Source organism: Desulfovibrio simplex (assembly GCF_055387835.1).
Window position 1 is genome coordinate 2,100,088 of the sequence record NZ_AP042377.1, and the last position, 17,324, is coordinate 2,117,411.

18 protein-coding genes are annotated in these 17,324 nt (G+C 62.3%); 10 read left to right on the forward strand and 8 right to left on the reverse strand.

Going from position 1 to position 17,324, the window contains the following annotated elements; genetic code table 11:
* Nucleotides 1-206: 206 nt before the first annotated feature.
* The 10 genes from guaA (at nucleotide 207) to ACZ5DH_RS08680 (ending at nucleotide 7,930) form a co-directional block, all read left to right on the forward strand.
* A complete protein-coding gene (gene guaA / locus ACZ5DH_RS08635) occupies nucleotides 207-1,742 on the forward strand; it encodes a glutamine-hydrolyzing GMP synthase (RefSeq protein ID WP_464253917.1) in 1,536 nt (511 codons plus the stop codon).
* A gap of 9 nt (nucleotides 1,743-1,751) precedes the next feature.
* Nucleotides 1,752-2,399 carry a Sec-independent protein translocase protein TatB gene (tatB, locus tag ACZ5DH_RS08640; RefSeq protein WP_464253918.1) on the forward strand — a complete coding sequence of 216 codons (648 nt, stop codon included), beginning with the start codon at nucleotides 1,752-1,754 and terminating at the stop codon, nucleotides 2,397-2,399.
* 650 nt (nucleotides 2,400-3,049) lie between these two features.
* On the forward strand, nucleotides 3,050-3,862 hold the full coding sequence (gene tatC / locus ACZ5DH_RS08645) for a twin-arginine translocase subunit TatC (protein ID WP_464256530.1): 813 nt from the start codon (nucleotides 3,050-3,052) through the stop codon (nucleotides 3,860-3,862).
* A complete protein-coding gene (locus ACZ5DH_RS08650) occupies nucleotides 3,859-4,455 on the forward strand; it encodes an imidazoleglycerol-phosphate dehydratase (RefSeq protein WP_464253919.1) in 597 nt (198 codons plus the stop codon). The genes tatC and ACZ5DH_RS08650 overlap by 4 nt, the downstream gene beginning before the upstream one ends.
* Nucleotides 4,455-5,114, forward strand: coding sequence for a hypothetical protein (locus ACZ5DH_RS08655; RefSeq protein ID WP_464253920.1), 660 nt, complete (start codon nucleotides 4,455-4,457; stop codon nucleotides 5,112-5,114). The genes ACZ5DH_RS08650 and ACZ5DH_RS08655 overlap by 1 nt, the downstream gene beginning before the upstream one ends.
* Entirely contained in the window at nucleotides 5,111-5,857 is a 747-nt protein-coding gene (hisA, locus tag ACZ5DH_RS08660; RefSeq protein ID WP_464253921.1) for a 1-(5-phosphoribosyl)-5-[(5-phosphoribosylamino)methylideneamino]imidazole-4-carboxamide isomerase, read from the forward strand. Before ACZ5DH_RS08655 ends, hisA begins: the two co-directional genes overlap by 4 nt.
* Nucleotides 5,858-6,223: 366 nt before the next feature.
* On the forward strand, nucleotides 6,224-6,400 hold the full coding sequence (locus tag ACZ5DH_RS08665) for a hypothetical protein (RefSeq protein ID WP_464253922.1): 177 nt from the start codon (nucleotides 6,224-6,226) through the stop codon (nucleotides 6,398-6,400).
* Between the two features lie 143 nt (nucleotides 6,401-6,543).
* On the forward strand, nucleotides 6,544-7,014 hold the full coding sequence (locus ACZ5DH_RS08670; RefSeq protein ID WP_464253923.1) for a DMT family transporter: 471 nt from the start codon (nucleotides 6,544-6,546) through the stop codon (nucleotides 7,012-7,014).
* Nucleotides 7,014-7,352, forward strand: a complete 339-nt coding sequence (locus ACZ5DH_RS08675) for an SMR family transporter (RefSeq protein ID WP_464256531.1) — start codon at nucleotides 7,014-7,016, stop codon at nucleotides 7,350-7,352. Before ACZ5DH_RS08670 ends, ACZ5DH_RS08675 begins: the two co-directional genes overlap by 1 nt.
* A 26-nt stretch (nucleotides 7,353-7,378) precedes the next feature.
* Nucleotides 7,379-7,930 carry a hypothetical protein gene (locus ACZ5DH_RS08680; RefSeq protein ID WP_464253924.1) on the forward strand — a complete coding sequence of 184 codons (552 nt, stop codon included), beginning with the start codon at nucleotides 7,379-7,381 and terminating at the stop codon, nucleotides 7,928-7,930.
* Between the two features lie 210 nt (nucleotides 7,931-8,140).
* Here ACZ5DH_RS08680 and ACZ5DH_RS08685 read toward each other — a convergent pair whose 3' ends face one another.
* The 8 genes from ACZ5DH_RS08685 to ACZ5DH_RS08720 all read right to left on the reverse strand — a co-directional run bounded on the left by ACZ5DH_RS08685 (nucleotide 8,141) and on the right by ACZ5DH_RS08720 (nucleotide 17,178).
* Nucleotides 8,141-8,722 carry a histidine phosphatase family protein gene (locus tag ACZ5DH_RS08685; protein ID WP_464253925.1) on the reverse strand — a complete coding sequence of 194 codons (582 nt, stop codon included), beginning with the start codon at nucleotides 8,720-8,722 and terminating at the stop codon, nucleotides 8,141-8,143.
* Nucleotides 8,723-8,829: 107 nt separating this feature from the next.
* Complete coding sequence (locus tag ACZ5DH_RS08690) at nucleotides 8,830-10,302, reverse strand: DVU_1551 family NTP transferase (RefSeq protein WP_464253926.1); 1,473 nt, start codon at nucleotides 10,300-10,302, stop codon at nucleotides 8,830-8,832.
* Entirely contained in the window at nucleotides 10,299-11,675 is a 1,377-nt protein-coding gene (locus ACZ5DH_RS08695; protein WP_464253927.1) for a phenylacetate--CoA ligase family protein, read from the reverse strand. Before ACZ5DH_RS08695 ends, ACZ5DH_RS08690 begins: the two co-directional genes overlap by 4 nt.
* Nucleotides 11,672-13,249, reverse strand: a complete 1,578-nt coding sequence (locus tag ACZ5DH_RS08700; protein ID WP_464253928.1) for a radical SAM protein — start codon at nucleotides 13,247-13,249, stop codon at nucleotides 11,672-11,674. Before ACZ5DH_RS08700 ends, ACZ5DH_RS08695 begins: the two co-directional genes overlap by 4 nt.
* Nucleotides 13,246-13,710 (reverse strand): DVU_1555 family C-GCAxxG-C-C protein, encoded by a 465-nt coding sequence (locus ACZ5DH_RS08705; RefSeq protein ID WP_464253929.1) that lies wholly within the window; start codon nucleotides 13,708-13,710, stop codon nucleotides 13,246-13,248. Before ACZ5DH_RS08705 ends, ACZ5DH_RS08700 begins: the two co-directional genes overlap by 4 nt.
* Nucleotides 13,707-14,501, reverse strand: coding sequence for a DVU_1556 family methyltransferase (gene trsM / locus ACZ5DH_RS08710; protein ID WP_464253930.1), 795 nt, complete (start codon nucleotides 14,499-14,501; stop codon nucleotides 13,707-13,709). The genes ACZ5DH_RS08705 and trsM overlap by 4 nt, the downstream gene beginning before the upstream one ends.
* Nucleotides 14,498-14,713, reverse strand: coding sequence for a DVU_1557 family redox protein (locus tag ACZ5DH_RS08715; RefSeq protein ID WP_179979679.1), 216 nt, complete (start codon nucleotides 14,711-14,713; stop codon nucleotides 14,498-14,500). Before ACZ5DH_RS08715 ends, trsM begins: the two co-directional genes overlap by 4 nt.
* Nucleotides 14,710-17,178: a pyridine nucleotide-disulfide oxidoreductase/dicluster-binding protein gene (locus ACZ5DH_RS08720; RefSeq protein ID WP_464253931.1), complete on the reverse strand. Its 2,469-nt coding sequence runs from the start codon at nucleotides 17,176-17,178 to the stop codon at nucleotides 14,710-14,712. The genes ACZ5DH_RS08715 and ACZ5DH_RS08720 overlap by 4 nt, the downstream gene beginning before the upstream one ends.
* Nucleotides 17,179-17,324: the final 146 nt, after the last annotated feature.

Genomic DNA, 17,324 nt, shown 5'->3' on the forward strand with positions numbered 1-17,324 from the left:
GGCGTCTGCGCGAGCAGACATCCGCCACCGGGGGCGCAGGCGCGCGCTGTTTGCGCTGCCGACGCAAGGTGGACGCCACAAAAATACCGAGAATACGCATCTCACAGTGAGCATGCTCAGGCTGGCGGCGCAGCGACGCCGCATGCCCCCTGCACACAGGGAACCGGTGCGCCCCCGGCTGGGCGCGCACAGATCATGAGGAAGTTATGCCCAGCAAGGTCATTATCATAGATTACGGCTCGCAAGTTACCCAGCTTATCGCGCGACGCGTGCGCGAAGCCGGGGTATATTCTGAAATCCACTCCTGTGTGACCACCGCCGAACAGGTGGCCGCCATGAAGCCCCAGGCCGTTATTCTGTCCGGTGGCCCGGCCAGCGTGGGCGAAGCGGACGCCCCGGCGCTGGATCCCGGTTTTCTGGAACTGGGCGTGCCCGTGCTCGGCATCTGCTATGGCATGCAGTTGCTGGCCCAGAACCTCGGCGGGCAACTGGCCCAGTCCCTCACGCGGGAATATGGCCCGGCCGACCTCAACCTCATCGCGCCCTGCACCTTGATGGATGGCGTCACCTCGCCAACCCGCGTGTGGATGAGTCACGGCGACAAGGTTATGGTGCCGCCGCCCGGCTTCACCGTCACGGCCAGCACCAGCACGCTTGAAGTCGCTGCCATGGCCGATGAAAAGCGCAAAATCTACGCTGTGCAGTTCCACCCCGAAGTGCACCACAGCGTGGACGGCGAACGCATGCTCCAGAACTTCCTGTTCAAGGTTGTCGGCATCAAGCCCGACTGGACCATGTCGTCCTTTGTGGAGCGCGTAATCAAGGAAATGGCCGAGCAGGCTGGCGACAAGCATGTGGTCTGCGCCCTTTCCGGCGGCATCGACTCCACGGTTGTGGCCGTGCTGCTGCACCGCGCCATCGGCAAGCGTCTGCACTGCATTTTTGTGGACAACGGCCTGCTGCGCCTTGGCGAAGGCGATGAAGTGGTCGGCTTCCTGCGCGAACATTTTGACCTCAACCTCAATTTTGTCCAGGCGCAGGAGCGCTTTCTCTCCAAGCTCAAGGGCGTGGAAGACCCCGAAAAGAAGCGCAAAATCATCGGCCACACCTTTATTGAAATTTTCGATGAAGAAGCCAAAAAGCTCCCTGAAGTCGATTTTCTGGCCCAGGGCACACTGTACCCCGACGTCATCGAATCCGTTTCCCACAAGGGCCCCAGCGCTGTCATCAAGAGCCACCACAATGTGGGCGGCCTGCCCGATACGATGAAACTCAAGCTCATCGAACCCCTGCGCGAACTCTTCAAGGACGAAGTGCGCAAGGTTGCGGCGGAACTCGGCATGCCCGACTCCATCGTGTGGCGGCATCCCTTCCCCGGCCCCGGCCTTGCCATCCGCGTGCTTGGCGAAGTGACGGAAGAGCGCCTCGGCATTCTGCGTCAGGCAGACAAAATCGTGCAGCAGGAATTGCGCGAATCCGGCTGGTACCGCAAGGTCTGGCAGGGCTTTGCCGTGCTGCTGCCGCTCAAGACCGTGGGCGTCATGGGCGACGGGCGCACCTATGAGCATGTCATTGCCCTGCGCGTGGTCGACAGCGTGGACGCCATGACCGCAGATTGGGCACGCCTGCCCGCCGAGCTTATCGAGCGCATGTCCGGCCGTATCATCAATGAGGTCAAGGGCGTCAACCGTGTGGTCTACGACGTGTCCTCCAAGCCGCCCAGCACCATTGAATGGGAATAGGAGAGCCCTATGTTCGGTATAGGCAGCACTGAGCTTCTGGTCATCCTTGTGGTGGCCCTGATTGTGCTCGGCCCCAAGAGCATGGCCAACATTTCGCGCACACTGGGCAAGGCTTTGGGCGAATTCCGCCGGGTTTCCACCGACTTCCAGCGCACCCTCAATGCCGAGGTTGAAGAGGAAGAGCAGAAAAAACGCAAAAAAGAGGCTGCCCAGGCTGCCAGAGAGGCCGCCAGAGCCGAGGCCGAAGCCGCACAGGTGGCCGCCCAGGAATCCGGCCAGGCAACAGAGCAGCCCGCCGGACAGGCTGAGGGCCAGACGCCCCAGGCTGGCGCGCAGGCGACGGATCCACAAGACACCCCCGCGGCTGAAGCCGTACTGGACACCACTGCGGTTCATCCCGAGCAGCCTGCGGCGCAAGCCCAGGCTCCTGCCGAAGCCCAAGCTGCCGCGCGGTATGCGCCGGAAGCCGCAACCGATGCAGGACAGTCGCAGGCTTCTGCTGCCAGCGAGGCCACAAATGCCGACGCTGGCGTGCCAGCGCCGCCCGAAGGCAGCCCTCTGGCCGAAGCCCTTGCACGAACTGAAGCTGAAGCCCGTGCGGCGGAAGCCCGCCTGGCTCAGACCGCAACAGCCTCTGAAAACGGCGGCAAGGCATGATTGAAGAAAAAAAAGCCCTTCTTGAGCAGGCTTCGATTGATGCCACGGCGGCCGACTCCCAGGAGTCCGGCCAGGAATCGGAAGCATCCGCCGCTCTGTCCGTTATAGGCCAGATTGATCTTGAGGCCGCCAGCAAGCTGGCGGCCTCTGCCACGCCATCAACTCCATCGGGCGACGCGGGCAATGCCGCTACGCCAAGCGTCACAGCAGACGCTGCGTCAGGCGAAGTGACTGCCGCTGCCGCAAACGATGCGGCTGAGGCAACGGCAGGCCTCACGCCCGATGCCGCAAACGCAGTGACAGACGCCACGGCAGCCCCCACGCCCGCCGCCGAGCCCCAAGCTGCTGACGATGCCCCGAAAAACGCCGCTGCGGCAACGCCGCAGGATTCGGTTGCCCCAGAAGCCGCTGCCGACTCCCTTGCGGTGCACAACGCTTCTGAGCCGGCCGGCGCAGCCCCTGAAGAAACTTCGCCGACTGAAGCCACCCCGCCCACAGCGGCATCGGGCGGGCAGCCCCCCCTACCCCCGGCAAGCTCCTTTCCGCCTGCGGGCACGTCGGGCGACGCTCCTCTTCCCGTTGCTTCGGGAGGGAACCTTCCCGCCGCTGCCGAAGACGATGAAGACGACGATGACGGGCCGGACAAGGCCATGGGCCTTATGGACCACCTTGGTGAACTGCGCATGCGCATCGTGCGCTGCTGCATTGCCATTGTTCTGGGATTTTTTGCCTGCTGGGCCGTGGTGGACCCCATTTTCGACGCTCTGGTGAACCCGCTGCTGGCCGTGCTGCCCAAGGGCTCGCATGCCATTTACACCACCCTGCCCGAAGGCTTTTTCACGCGCATGTACATTGCCCTGGTGGCGGGCATCTTTGCGTCCAGCCCGGTGATTTTTTATCAGATCTGGTCCTTCATCGCGCCGGGATTGTATGAAGAGGAAAAAAAATACATCATTCCCATTGCGGTGATGTCCGCGCTGTTCTTCGCTTGCGGCGGGGCATTCTGCTATTTTGTGGTTTTTCCCTACGCTTTCAGCTTCTTTGTGAGCTTTGCCACGGAAGAGATCGTGGCCATGCCCAAGGTCAGCGATTATCTGAGCTTTGTGCTCAAGCTTATTCTGGCCTTCGGCATCATCTTTGAAATGCCGCTTTTCGCCTTCTTTCTGGCCCGCATGGGCGTCATCACCGCCGCCATGATGCGCAAGGCACGGCGCTACGCCATCCTTGGCATCTTCGTCGTGGCCGCCATTCTTACGCCGCCGGACGTGGTTTCGCAGCTTCTCATGGCTTGCCCCATGCTCGTGTTGTATGAAATAAGTATATTAGTGGCCGCCGCTTTTGGCCGCAAACCCAAAAAGAGCGAAGACGAAGAAAGCGAAGGCCAGGAAAAACAGACCGCCGCAGGCGGAACTTCTGACGCATCCAAAGACGCCAAGGCCGCCAGTACCTCGGAGGAATCATGAGTACCGCCCCGCGCACGTCCACACAGGCGCGCACCAGCGCCGAAACCGACATACGCCTTGAACTGACGCTGGACGGCCAGGGCAAAACGGATATCAGAACGGGCTTTGGTCTGCTGGATCACATGCTGACGCTGACGGCTTTCTGGGCAGGTATGGACCTCACTCTCATCTGTGAGGGCGATATGGAAGTGGACGCCCACCACACCGCTGAAGACGTGGGCCTTACCCTGGGCAAAAGCCTGCTTGAAGCTCTGGGCGACAGGACGGGCATTGCCCGCGTCGGCTACGGCCGCGTGCCCATGGATGAAGCCCTTACCGAAGTTACCGTAGACCTTTCGGGCCGTCCCTGGCTTGAGTGGCGCGGCGACGACCTGTTGCCTCCCGTACTCGCCCGGGAGGAAAAAGACCTCTGGCGTGAATATTACAAGGCTCTTGCAAGCGGCGCACGCTGCAATCTGCATGTGGAGATGCGCTACGGCAAGAATGGACACCACCTGCTGGAATCCGTCGCCAAGGGTCTGGGTCTTGCTCTGGCTCAGGCGGTGCGACGGCACGGCACAACCATCCGCAGCACCAAGGGAGGTCTTGATTAATGCATAACCGCCTGAATATACTGCTACTCATTATACTAAGCTTCGTTCTGGTTCTGGGTGCCTGCTCCAAGCGGCCGCGCAGCACAGCCGATGTGCCGCGCAATCTCTCCGGCACCTACTCCATAACCGTGGCTCCCTTTACCCAACCCGTCAATGCAAGCCAGCTTATCATGGGGCGCATCCCCGAAGATCAGGGACGCATCCCCGAAGACATGCTGACCTCTCTGGACATGCAATTGCGCCGCGTACTGACCACCGACACCAACCGGCAGTACAAGTTTATCAGCCTGCGCACCTTGCCCAAGGATCTGACGACCTTTCACAGCTCTGAACAGCCGCAGGCCTTGCCCCGCTGGATAGAGTACGGCAAAAAACAGGGTGCGCAGGTGCTGCTTATCCCTCAGGTGCTGGACTGGCACGAACGTGAAGGCTCCACGGCCGGGGTCACCCAGTCGGCCCACGTGCGCGTTGAATTCTTTTTGCTGCGCGTTGACACGGGCAGCATCATGGACCGCTCTGTTTTTGAAGAAAGACAGCTGGGCCTGACGGAAAACCTGCTGAACATGGGTTCATTTCTCAAGCGCAAGGGCCAGTGGGTCACCGCCGAGGAACTCACCGTGGATGGCATACGCAAGGCTGTGAAGGATTTGGGATTATGATTCTGTTTCCTGCTGTAGATATTCAGAATGGCAAGGCCGTTCGCCTCAAGCAGGGGCGTGCCCATGAAAGCACGACTTTTGCCGAAAGCCCTGTGGACGCGGCCAAAGCCTGGGAAGAAGCCGGGGCACGCTGGCTGCACGTGGTTGACCTGGACGGCGCTTTTGACGGCGCTGCCCAAAGCCGACACATCGTGCGGGACATCTGCACGGCCCTTTCCATCCCCGTGCAACTGGGCGGGGGCATCCGCGACATGAAAACAGCCGAGGGCTATCTTGAAGCCGGGGTCAGCCGCCTTATCATCGGCACTCTGGCTCTGGAACAGCCAGAGCTTTTCGCAGCCATGTGCCGCGCGTTTCCCGGCCAGATTGGCGTTTCACTGGATGCTGAAGGCGGTCGCCTCAAAAGCCGTGGCTGGGTGGAAGATACGGGCATGACCGTTGATTCGGCCCTGCCCCGCCTGCTTGAAGACGGCGCGGCCTTTGTCATCTATACGGACATTGAACGCGACGGCATGCAGTGCGGCGTCAATGTGGCGGCTCTGAAACATCTGGCGCAGCTTTCCACCGTGCCCGTCATTGCGGCGGGTGGCGTGGCCACGCTTGAAGACGTAAAGAATCTCTACCCCCTCACCCTCAATACCAGCCTTATCGGCGCGGTGAGCGGGCGCGCCCTCTATGAGGGAACGCTCAACCTTGAGGAAGCCAATGCCTGGATTGATGCCCAGGCTGGTGTACAAGTTTAGGGTAGAATTCGTTGGGATGCTTTGTGGGGGAGGGACCCTTTTGCAAAAGGGTCCCTCCCCCACGCCCCCACCCCCTAAGGAAACGCTGATTTATTCCGTTTGGCGTCGTTGCTTCACTTTTTTTGAAACAGTCGAGGACGGAAGAGTCCACTCCTGCTTCAAAAAAAGATCGCGCCTTGCCAAACGAAACAACTGCGCGTTTCCAAGAGGCTCTTTAATCAGTGCTTCCTTAAGATAGTTCAAAGTGTGTTGTGAGCTGAAAGGAGCCAAAGACAGCGTCTTTGAGACAGCACAGCATTTCAAAATGTATCGTTCTGGCTGATAAATACAGGCCCATGCGTAAGTAAACGTCCACATGGGCCTGTTATGTTGTGGGGTGCTGCCCCTGTTCTGGCCCTGTTCTGGCCTGCCTGGGCCACCCTTGCCAAGCCGTCGGGCAGTACCTATACTCTCTGCATGAAGTCAGCTTTTTACAACCAGCATCATCCTGGCCGCTCTTTTTGCGGTTACCCTGAAGAGCGCTACTGGCGTTCCTTCCTTTAATTCCTCACACGCAGACGTCCTTTGTCGCGGCGGCCCCCATCGGGCGGCCGACGCTCTGGTTGTTTCAAATCCCGGACAAACTGCCGTGGGGCATGCTCTGAAGCCTGCCCGGCATAACTGCCCGGAACGCATGCGAGGATAGAATGCTTGTCACCAAACCCCGCCACTGGTTCTGCCTTATGGGAGCCATTATTTTTGAAGTGGCCGGAACCACAATAATGAAGATGGCCCAGGGATGGAGTTTTGCCCATGCCGCCCTGCTGGGGCTGGCCCTTATGTGGCTGGCCATTGGCCTTTCCTATTATCTGCTGGCAAAGGCCACCACCGGCCTGCCCGTGGGCGTGGCCTTCGCCTTTTGGGAGGGGCTTGGGCTGACGCTCATAACCCTGTGCAGCGTTGTCCTGCTGGACGAAAGCATGACCGTCAGGCGCGCGCTTGGTCTTGTGTGCGTGCTGGCGGGCGCTCTGCTTGTCCACCACGGAACAGGGCACGGAACAGGGCACGGGGCTGGGCACGGCAAGAAAGACGCCAATGTCGCCCTCCACCCGGCAGCGCGTCCCGCATCTGCCGCAGGCGGCACGCCGACGCAGCTGCGGGAAGGAGAAAGGGCATGATGCAAACATTCACCTCCTTTTTCAGCCTTTCATTGCTGCTGGTTGTGCTGGCCGCCACGCTGGATGTGCTGGCAAATCTTTTACTGGCGAAGTCCGGCGGCTTTCGCCGCCGCTGGCTTGGCTTCTTTTCACTGGCGCTTGTGGGCCTGGCTTTTTACTGTCTTTCGTTGGCCGTGCGCCATATGGACCTGGCCGTGGCCTACGCCATGTGGGGCAGCTTTGGCATCCTTGGCACCTCCCTTGGAGGCTGGCTGTTTTTCAGCCAGAAGCTGCGGCCCTGCGCCTTTGCCGGCATGGCTTTGCTCATGACAGGTATGGCGCTTTTGCATATGAGTTGACGCCCGGACGTCTGCCGGAGGCAATTGTGGGAAAAAAATTCTGGGATTATCTTGAAAAATGGCGCGGCCTTTTCCCGCGCCGCCGGACGCTGCGCTGGCGTGATGGCTGGATACAGAACGGATACTGCTGTGACTGCCGCTATTGCTGCGGCCCGCAGGATTCCAACGAACCCTACCCCATGGCCCTGTTGCCCCGGCAGATACACGCTGGCATTGAAAAAGACTTTTACATGCTCAACGCCGACACCGCCTATATGGATGGCCGTGGCTGCAAGTCGTGTTCGCCCAAGGGCTGCGGCCTGCCCCGTGAAAACCGGCCCGTGTCTTGCGGCCTCTTTCCCTTTGCGCTCATCAACGGCAACCTGTACGCCTACAAGACCTGTCCGGCCAGTCTGTTCACACCGGTGGCGCAACTGGCACCGCTGGGACTTGAAGCCGCCCGCTGGCTCACCGGCTTCAGCCACGATGAACTGCGCCACCTGTCGCTCAACGTGGAGCCTGCCGTTCTGGCGGAAAAATACATTTCTCTGGATATTCAGCTTTTTGACGACAGAGGCGTAAACCTGCGCTTGCGCTGACCCCGGAGCAATTCCACCCCGAACATACTCTGACGGCTGTGTGGGCAGGCGCTCGCCGTGATTTTCTCGCTATTTAGAAACAGCCCCTAGAGTACAATAAGAGTTTTAGGGGGTGGGGGCGTGGGGGAGGAGACCCTTTTGCAAAAGGGTCCCTCCCCCACAAAGCATTTCACTGGTGAAAGCCAGCCAACGCTACGCGCGTAACGGCGTTTACCATTCCGGCACAAAGGTGCGGCAGGCGTATTCCTGTGGGATATGAAGAGCATCGTCAAGCGGCAGGGCCATGTAGTGGGCCAGCAAGCTGCGGATGACGCCAGCGTGGGCCACCAGCAACAGCGTGCCGTCAGGGTAGCGCCGCCGCCAGCGGCGCACGGCCTCAAGAGCGCGGTTTTGCAATTGCGTGAAGCTCTCGCCGCCCTCTGGCTGAAAATGGGCAAAATCCCGGCCCCGCGCGTCAAACTGGCCGGGAAAACGCGCTTCAATCTCGGCCTTTGTCAGGCCCTGCCACTGGCCCATGTCCAGTTCGCGCAGTCCTGGTTCAAAGTGGACAGGGGGCGGGCTGGCGGTCCATTCATTTCCGGTCAGAAGAATGGACGTGGTCTCACGGCAACGCCCCAGATCCGAGGACACCACTGCCGCCAGTCTTCCCGCCAATATGGGCATGAAGTCACAAGCCAGAGCGCGTATCTGCCGCCGCCCGGCAGGGCTGAGCGGGATATCGCGGTTTCCCACGATGCGCCGCTCGGGGTTGGGCGGCAAAGCGCCGTGGCGCACAAGCCACATGCCTTTCATCTGAAATCTCCAGTTTTTTTCTGTAGCACGCGCCCCGGATTTCGGGCAAGACTTGACAGATTTTTTCCATTTTCCGCAAAAACGGCCTTCTATCGCCGTCACCAGCCTTACCGGGGCATGGGGGCAAGCGACCTGCTGCCGACGCTGCCGTCAACGGTACTGTGGCACAAGACTACGCGCATGCCGTCGCCCTGCGTCTGGCCGGGATGAACGGCCGTTTCCGTCAGGGCGGCACGGGCTATGTCCTCGGGATATGGGGGATGCGGGGGGCGCGAAGTGTGCGCAGGCTGCGGGGATTGCGGAGACTGCAAGGGCTGCGGGGCTTGATCCCGCGCGCAGTCCTGGTCATCTTCCTGAACACTATGTCCGCCTGTGGGGCAGTCAAGTTCGCGGGCAAGCCGGGCTTCCATCGCCAGGGCACGCTCCATGCGCCCCATGATGGCTTGCTCCGCCTCAGCACCGAAGCTTTCCATCTTTTGTTCAAAGCGCTGACGCACAGGCACAAAGCTTCCGCCGTAACAGTATTTGTCAGCCAGAAAAATCAGCTCCCTTTCGGTGATGGGCTGGTCGTCGGGCAAGGTCAGGTCCCGGTGGTCTTCCACAATATGGGCCATGACAGGCAGGCGCAGATGGCGAAATAATCGGCCCGCTGCGGCCTCATGCCCTTTCTCATCCTTGCAGATATCGTGCACCAGCCCTCCGGCCAGGGCAAGATCGGGGTCAAGGCCAGAGTTACGGCCAGAATCAGGAGCAGAAGTAAAGCAAGCGCCAAGGTCAGGGTTTGGGACAGCGTCGCCCTCCAGACCGGGATTCCCTGTACGCCTCGTCAGGAGCAGGGCTTTTGCCAGGGCAGCGGCAACCGTGCCCACGGCGCGGCCATGACGCAGCCCTTTTTCAGGCACGCCACGCAGACGCAGTAGTTCCAGGGCCTCGTCCGGCCGCAGAGTCTCCCGACGTGACGCCAGAAGCCTCATGCTTTCATATTCTTCAGGCCTGTCCATATCCGGCAGCATAAGCCGGTCCGCCACGGAAATGTGGCGCACAGGCAGACCTTCCAGAGCGCCCCGCAGGCCATTTTCGCCCCCGGTATGCGCATGGCGCAGCACATGCGCCAGATGACGGGCGGGCAGAAGCGGCGGATGCCCCTCCTGGCCTGCGAAGGTCGGCACAAGAACATTTTCCGGGTCAGCCGCATGGGCCTCGAGCAGGGCCTGTATGGTCATGGGCCGCACCAGCGGCACATCCACTGGCTGTACCAGCACAGGCGTTTCCGCCATTGTCGGATCGCCCCCGGCCAGCGCCGACAGTCCGGCGCAGACCGAGGAAAACATGCCGTCTTCCGGCCTGGGGTTGCGCACCACAGCAAGGCCGAGAGCCTGCGCCGCCGGTTCAATACGTTCCGCATGCCAGCCTGTGACGACCGAGAGATGCTCGATGCCCATCTGGCGAAAAAGGCGCGCCAGTCCTTCCAGGGCAGAACATGATTCTCCGGCCGCCCCCAGCGGAAATGGCAGAAGAGCCTTGACCCGGCCCATGCGGGACGCCTGCCCTGCGGCCAATATCAGCACGCGGGCAGTCACATCCAGCCTTCCCAGTCGCCCACAGTGCAGTATGGCCCGTCATGGCCTGAGCGGTCACGCTGCCCGGAAGCCCCTGTCGGATTGCCGCCCTTGGGCATCTGCACCACACGCACCCGGTTGCCGCACCGTTCAAGCCTGCCCTGCACCGGCCCCAGGCGCGGCAAGGGGCTGCCGCAGGCGCACGGACCTGGCAAAAGGCAGGCCACGTCTCCTGTGCGGTAGCGGATAAGGGGCATGGCTTCGCGCTCCAGCGTCGTGATGACAACTTCGCCTGTCTCCCCAGGCTGCAACGGTTCATCACCGCAAAAATCCACAATTTCCACAATAATATCCAGGAGGCGCAAGTGATACCCGTCATGGGCCGGACACTCCACAGCGCCGCCATAGCCCGTTTCCGTGAGCCCGTAGTGGTCAAGCACGGTGCAGTTCCATACGGTGGACAACACGTGCCCCAGCACGGGGTCAAGCCTGTCCGCGCTGCTGAGCAGGCCGCAAAGTCCCGGAGGGCTGCTCTTGGGAAAATGGCGCAACAATCCTTCCAGTTGCCCTGGCGCGGCCACAAGACAATGGGGCCGCACCTCGTCCAGCCACTGCACAATATCCTGATGAATGCCCGCGAGCGCCGCCTGCGGCGTCGCCACTCTTGCTGAGGGACACGCACCAAAGGCGCGGGGCGTCACACCCCTTTGCAGCGGATTTTCCCGCATGGGCAGCCCTTGTGCCGGCCTTCTCACAAAGCCTTGCTGCAGGCTTTTGGCAGGAACCAGCAGATCCTGCGGCGGGGTGCACACCTCCACGCCACACGGGCTCAAAGACTGGCGCAGCAGGTCTGCCACTCCATCGGGACGTGCCGCCCCCGGCAACAATACCGCCAGCTTTTGCCCGCCGCGCACCAGTTGCGACATACCCACGCGAAAAAAATCAATGGTTCTGGCAAGATCCGCCTGAGTAAAAGCCAACCGCTTGGGACTGCCAGTGGTGCCGGACGTGCGCAAGGTCACCATGCGCTGCACATCGCCGTGCGACACGCAAAGAAAATCCTCCCACCGGGCCAGATCTTCAGCCGTGGTGAAGGGCAGACCGCGCATATCCTCGGGAGTGAAGCGTTCGAGGTCGTATCCTGCCAGTTTGCGGGCATAAAAAGCGCTACGGGCAGCCGCGTAGCTGAGGCAACGGGTCAGGGCGCGGGCGCGGGATTCACGCAGGGTACACACGAGGGTCTTGGCGTCTGCACCCTGCACGCCGCACTGACCGGCCAGCCAGGCATCAAGAGGATTACGAAAACCGCGACCAGGAGCCGCGGCAGCGGAAGAGCCGCGAGCCGAAAAACTCCGCAAAGAAGGCCCGGCAACAGACGAGGAACCTGAATTCATGAGACGTCCTCCGCATACAGCCGCGTGCCGTTCTGTGATGTCAGATTGTGCAGGCAAAATGGTATCATGCGTCCGTCACGCCGCAAAACGTGGATGCAGCATCCGCGCACGCGCTCAATATCCAGGCTCAGCGCGTCCTGAAAAGCCATGGCGGACAGCGTGAAACGCCGCTCGGCCCCTGCCTGGGCCAAAAAACGGCTGAATCCGTCCAGACCAGCGCTGACAGCGCCCAGGCCCGACGCACGGTCGGCTGTTTTTTCCGCTTCGGGACTGTCGCCACGCCAGTGCAGGGCCACGAACTGCTTTGCCTTTCGCGCGCCCTCTGCCGCTGACGGCGGCACGCCAGTACCCGGCGATGAAGCCCCCGGAGCGGCCGCATTCTTTGCACCGGAGCCCGCAGAATCCGCACCCTGAGGGCGCGGCGAACAGCAGGACTGGCCAGCGTCAGACAGCCACTGGAGTGCTGGCTGGGCGTCATTTGCCCTTCCGTTTTCAACGGCGGCAGGCCCGGCGTCGTTACGCCGATAAACAGCGCTGAAGGAGCACAATTCATTTTCGCACCCCGGCGGGTGCAGATGTTCCGGGCGCACAAGATCGGGAGCCTGCCGGGTAAAGCAGGCCATAACTTCCGGCAGGGTGAGCCTTGGGGCCTCATCCAGACGCCAGGGATAACGCCCGAAAAACGCGGCGGGCTGCACATGCAGGCCCCGCACCGCTGGCCCAAGACGCAGGGCAAGGCGCAGCAGGTCGCCTACCTCGTTGTCATTGACGCCGCGCACAAGGGTAGCCACCAGCACCACGCCAAGGCCCGCCCCGGCGCAGGCAGCCACGGCACGACGCTTGAAATCCAGACAGGGGCGGCCGCGCAATGTCCTGAAGGTTTCGTCGCTCACGCCGTCCCATTGCAGATAGACGGAATCCAGCCCGGCCTTTCGCAGTCTTGCGGCATAGCCCTCTTCTTCGGCCAGCCGCAGCCCGTTGGTGTTGACCTGCACAAGGCCAAAGGCCCTCTCGCGCGCAAGGCCGATGATTTGCGGCAGATCGTCACGCACAGTGGGTTCGCCGCCGGAAATCTGCACATTGCACGGTCCGGACGCGGTTTTAAGCGCGTCCAGCTGGTCGGCGATGCAGGCCAGATCCGGATCAGAGCCGTTTTCCCGCCCAGATCCGCCCGCCTCCGCGTAGCAGATGGGGCAGGTCATATTGCAGCGCATGGTCACTTCCACAAGGCCCGTACAGGTGTGCTGCGCATGTGCCGGGCACAGGCCGCAGTCAAAGGGGCAACCCTCGCCCATGGCCGTGCGGGGATGCAGAGGATAGGAAGGGCTTTTGGGACGCGACCATGACTCGAACGCGGGAACAGGCACGCCGTCCTGGTCCCCGGTTACGGGCTGCCCCGCAGGGTCTGCCGGGCCCTGCGCAACCGTGCGCCATACGGGCACGCTGAACAGGCCGTGCTCGGGGCAGGTCTTGCGCAGTTCAACACAATGCGGATCGTCCTGCGCCAGCGCGTATACGGCGTCCAGCCGCCGCAGACAGACCGGGCACAGGCTTTGGGTTCGACGCAGAATCATGACGCGGGCATGATGTCCAGATCATAGCTCTGGACCAGTTCAATAATCTTTCCCCAGCATTCGGCCAGCAGGTCGCCGCAGGCCACAGGATTGGGCGCTTCGCCCGGTGCGCCCGACGTCGCGCCAAGCCCGGCGGCTATCTGACTGCAGCTTTGGCCGCCGTAAGCGTTGGTGCGCTCATAAAACCATGTGGCGTAATCGTTGAGCAGGGGCGTAAGCATGGCGTGCGGCGTTTCAGTGGCAGCCCCCTTGCCAGCCACCAGCGCCAGGGCACAGGCTCCACCAGTGAGCAGGCCGCAAGGCCCGTCCGACTGGCCGATGCCATGGCAAAGGCCATGAACCGCCCGCACAAGATCAGGGTTTTCCTGATCGCGGGCCTGAAGCATAAGCAACATCAGCAACTGGCTGCAGCAATAGCCCTCATGCACCAGAGGCAGAAGCTCCATCATCATCGGATTCATGCTCTCTCCTTTTGTGCTATCCACAATCCATAGCCGTATTTGCGCCCCCCACCAGAGGCGGAACAGGAACACCCGCCGGAAAGCCCTTTGCCCCCGGAGCCGGTCTCCCCATACCAGACCATGCGGGCGGCCAGTTCCACCAGCGCCCGACTGTGATCTTCATACGTCGCGATCTGAAAGCCCGCCTGCTGTAAATACCGCTCCCACAGCGCCGCGGGACGCGCGCCCTCCATGCAGGATGCGCCCGTGCCCTGTGTGGCGGAAAAACCGGGAGCAGGATCTTCTGGCTGCATCCCCACACAGGTCGCGGCGTTTTGCCCTGAACCGCGCACGTGCGCCGGCATTGCGCCGCCCTGCGCATCACGCTGCGTAAGGTCGCTGAAGAGCAGCGCGCCACCGGGGCGCAGCACGCGCAGACACTGGCGCAGCACGCCCAGCGGGTCCGCCAGCAACGAAAATACGCATTCGCACACAAGGCCGTCAACGCTGCCTGCCGCCAGAGGCAGCCGGGCCATGTCCGCCCGGATGATCTGCCCACCGCCTTCGCCCGCCGCGCTCACGGCTTCGGGCTGCACCTGCCTGTCCAGACCTATCACACGATATCCGGCCTGTCGCAACAGCCCCAGGGTCGCCCCGCAGCCGCAGCCCATGTCCAGCACAAGGCCGCCGGGCGCAAGGCCGCAGAGCCTGCGGCACAGTTCAAGGCCCCTGACGGTCAGGGCCGTGCCGCCGGGCCGCCAGATAGTGCCAGCCACGCGGCGGAAGGATTCACTCTCCCACAGGGCGCTCATTTGTCTTCCAGCAGAGCTTCCACCTCAACCATCTTGCCTTCAGCCAGGGATTTTGGCGTCTGCGTCAGACCGCACTTTGGGCAGCGCGGTAAAATGACGTCAAAAGCGCTGTTGAGATAGAACACCGGAACCTTGCCCTGTTCGAGGGGCACATTGCAGCGACAGCATACCCATTGGCCGCCATCGGGGGCGTAGTTGGGGCCCATGCTCATGACTGTCCTCCTTGCCCGCCGCGCTGCCCGTCCGTGCAGCACTGGTGGCTGTTGATGACGTCCACGGCCTCGTGGCCGCCGGAACCGGGCACCACCATACGATGGCACCACGCATCGTGGAGTATGAAACTTTCGCCTTGAGGCTCATACTCTACCCAGAATGTTACCTGACGGGGGCGCCAGGAGCCAAGAATGTGACCGTTTTCGAGATTTTTAAAACAGTGCCCGCTGGCTTCGGCCCCGGCCACGGCAGCTTCAATGTCTTCCAGCAGAATATGCCGCTCTTCCAGCCGGGTCAGCATTTCGGCGCTTATGATGACACGTTCCTTGCCCGGTTCCGGCGCGTCCTGCCCCAACCAGTCCCGCATCAGGCGCCGTCGCAGGGCCGCGCGGTTGGCACGGCGGGCGGACAGACCAGGGCCTTTTTCCTTGCCACCATCCGGGCTGGCGCAAGCGGGAAAAAGCAGATCAAGCAGATGCCAGCATTCCTTGCCGCTGGCCGCCATGCGGTCGCGGCACATGATGCAGGAGGCAAGGCCCGCATGGGGCAGTTCCGCCGAGCGGTGGGCGGCCATGGCATCCGCAAGTTCGGGCTGGGCGCACCACACAAGGCCGCCATAGCCGCAGCAGGCTGTGGAGGCTCCGGTGAGGCGCGGCTCTTCAATACGCGCCCCCGCCCGTTGGGCCAGACTGCGCACCGCCGTGAGCCACGCGCTGTCATGCCGCGCCGTACAGGGGTCCTGAATGGAAAAAACCTCGGGCAGGCCGGTGCAGCAGCCAGCCATGGCCGGATCGCCAGAAGATGCCGCCTTTTCGTCGGACTGCGGGAGCGAAGAAGGCAGCGGCCTGTCGGGCAGGCCCATCTGGTTCATAACCTCCCAAAGCGACAGGGATTCGGCTTCGGGCAGGGATTCGCGCAGGGCGGCAAGGCAGGACGAGCAGGCGGCCATTATCCGTGGTTTGCCAAGGTGTTCCCACGTCTGGCGCAGTTTTGCACTGTGTTCGGCAAAAAGGCTGGCCCGTCCGGCCCACCGGGCCGGAATGCCGCAACAGGAGAGCATGAGGGCCACGCCGGGTTCGGAGCTTGCTGCCATACGTTCGCGCAGCAGGCCGTATACGCGGGCCACCTGCTCCCCGCGTGAAGCCGCCAGCTGGCAGCCGGGGAAAAACAGCCACGAAGGCGCAACGCCAGAAGGCAAGGAAGTGTCGGGCAAAACAAGGGCGCATTCCGGGCCGGAGGCGCTTTCCATATCCTCAAGGGCAAATTCGTGGGCGGCGGGAGGCATATAGCCTCTCTCCACCATGTCCTCACGCGCGGAGAGGCAAAGCTCGGCCATAGAGAAATTTTCCGGGCAAAGCTCTTCACACTGGCCGCACAGGGCGCAGCCGTTGATCAGGGCATTGGCCGTATGCAGGCCCTTGACGATGGAGGCGTTGTTGTGAACCTGCCGTGCGTACACACGTGGATAGCCCTTATATTTTTGCAGGTAGACGCATTCGCGCACGCAGATCATGCACTGGCACTGCAGGCAGCGGGCAGCTTCAGCCACGGCATCGTCGGCGGCATACACGGCGGCGGCCGGCTCCACGCGCGGCACGGGGGCGATGCCGCGCAGGTCCGTATGCAGGGGTCCCTGCTCCTTGTTGCGCGCGGCGGTAAGGGACACGCCACTGGTCAGGCGTTCCAGCGTCTGGGCGGCGCGGCGTCCCTGCCCGGCCTGACGCGACGATGAGGCAAAATTGTGCCCCGTGGGCGTCACGCTGCACCAGCCCGCACAGCAGACAGCGTCACGCCAGTGCAGGGTTTCCTCATCCAGATCCGCAGGGGCCGGAGCCAGAGCCGGGGCCGCGCCCGCGTCCACAAGCACGCCCGCGTATTCCGCGGCAGCCTTGTCCAGCAGGGCCTGATCCAGCTCGGCCGCAACAAACCGCACCTTCTGGCGCACCAGAAGTTCCATATCTTCGGCCAGAAAATCCTTGGCAAGCGCCCCGTCACCCTCGTTGCGCAGTTGTGGATAGGCTTCAAGCACCGCCTGGCTGGGCGTTCCGGCATGGTACACTGTCACGGGATACGCCTTGCGAGAAAGATCCCAGGCAGCCGCGAGGCCCGCCAGACCCGCCCCAAGGATCGCTATGCTGAAGCGCTTGGGCGGCAGGGGCAGGGGGCGGCCCTGCGGGCCGGCCGCCAGCATGCAGGCAAGCTCGAGGCCGTGCATGGCAACGCTGCCGCCAAGGTCGCGCCGCAGACAGACGTTTTCACACGGGGCGTCGCAGAGGCGGGCCATGATGCCGGGCAGCGGCAGATGGCGCTCCACAAGCTTACGGGCGTCGCCGGGCCTGCCCTCGGCCATACGCGCCATGAAGGCGCGTACGTCCAGATCGAAAGGGCAGGCTTCGCGGCAACGCGGAGGGCTTTCCTGCGTACAGCGGGCTTCAATCTCGTGCAGACGTTTTTGATCCATCATGGCGTAAACTCACTGAAAATCCGGCTTGGTGTGGAGTGCAAATGTAAAAATCTTTTTTCCGCCCATGCGCATGGTCCACGGCAAGGCCTCGTGTTTTCCCTGCCCCGCAAAAGCGTATGCGGGGTTTTTGGGGGTGCCCCCGAAAA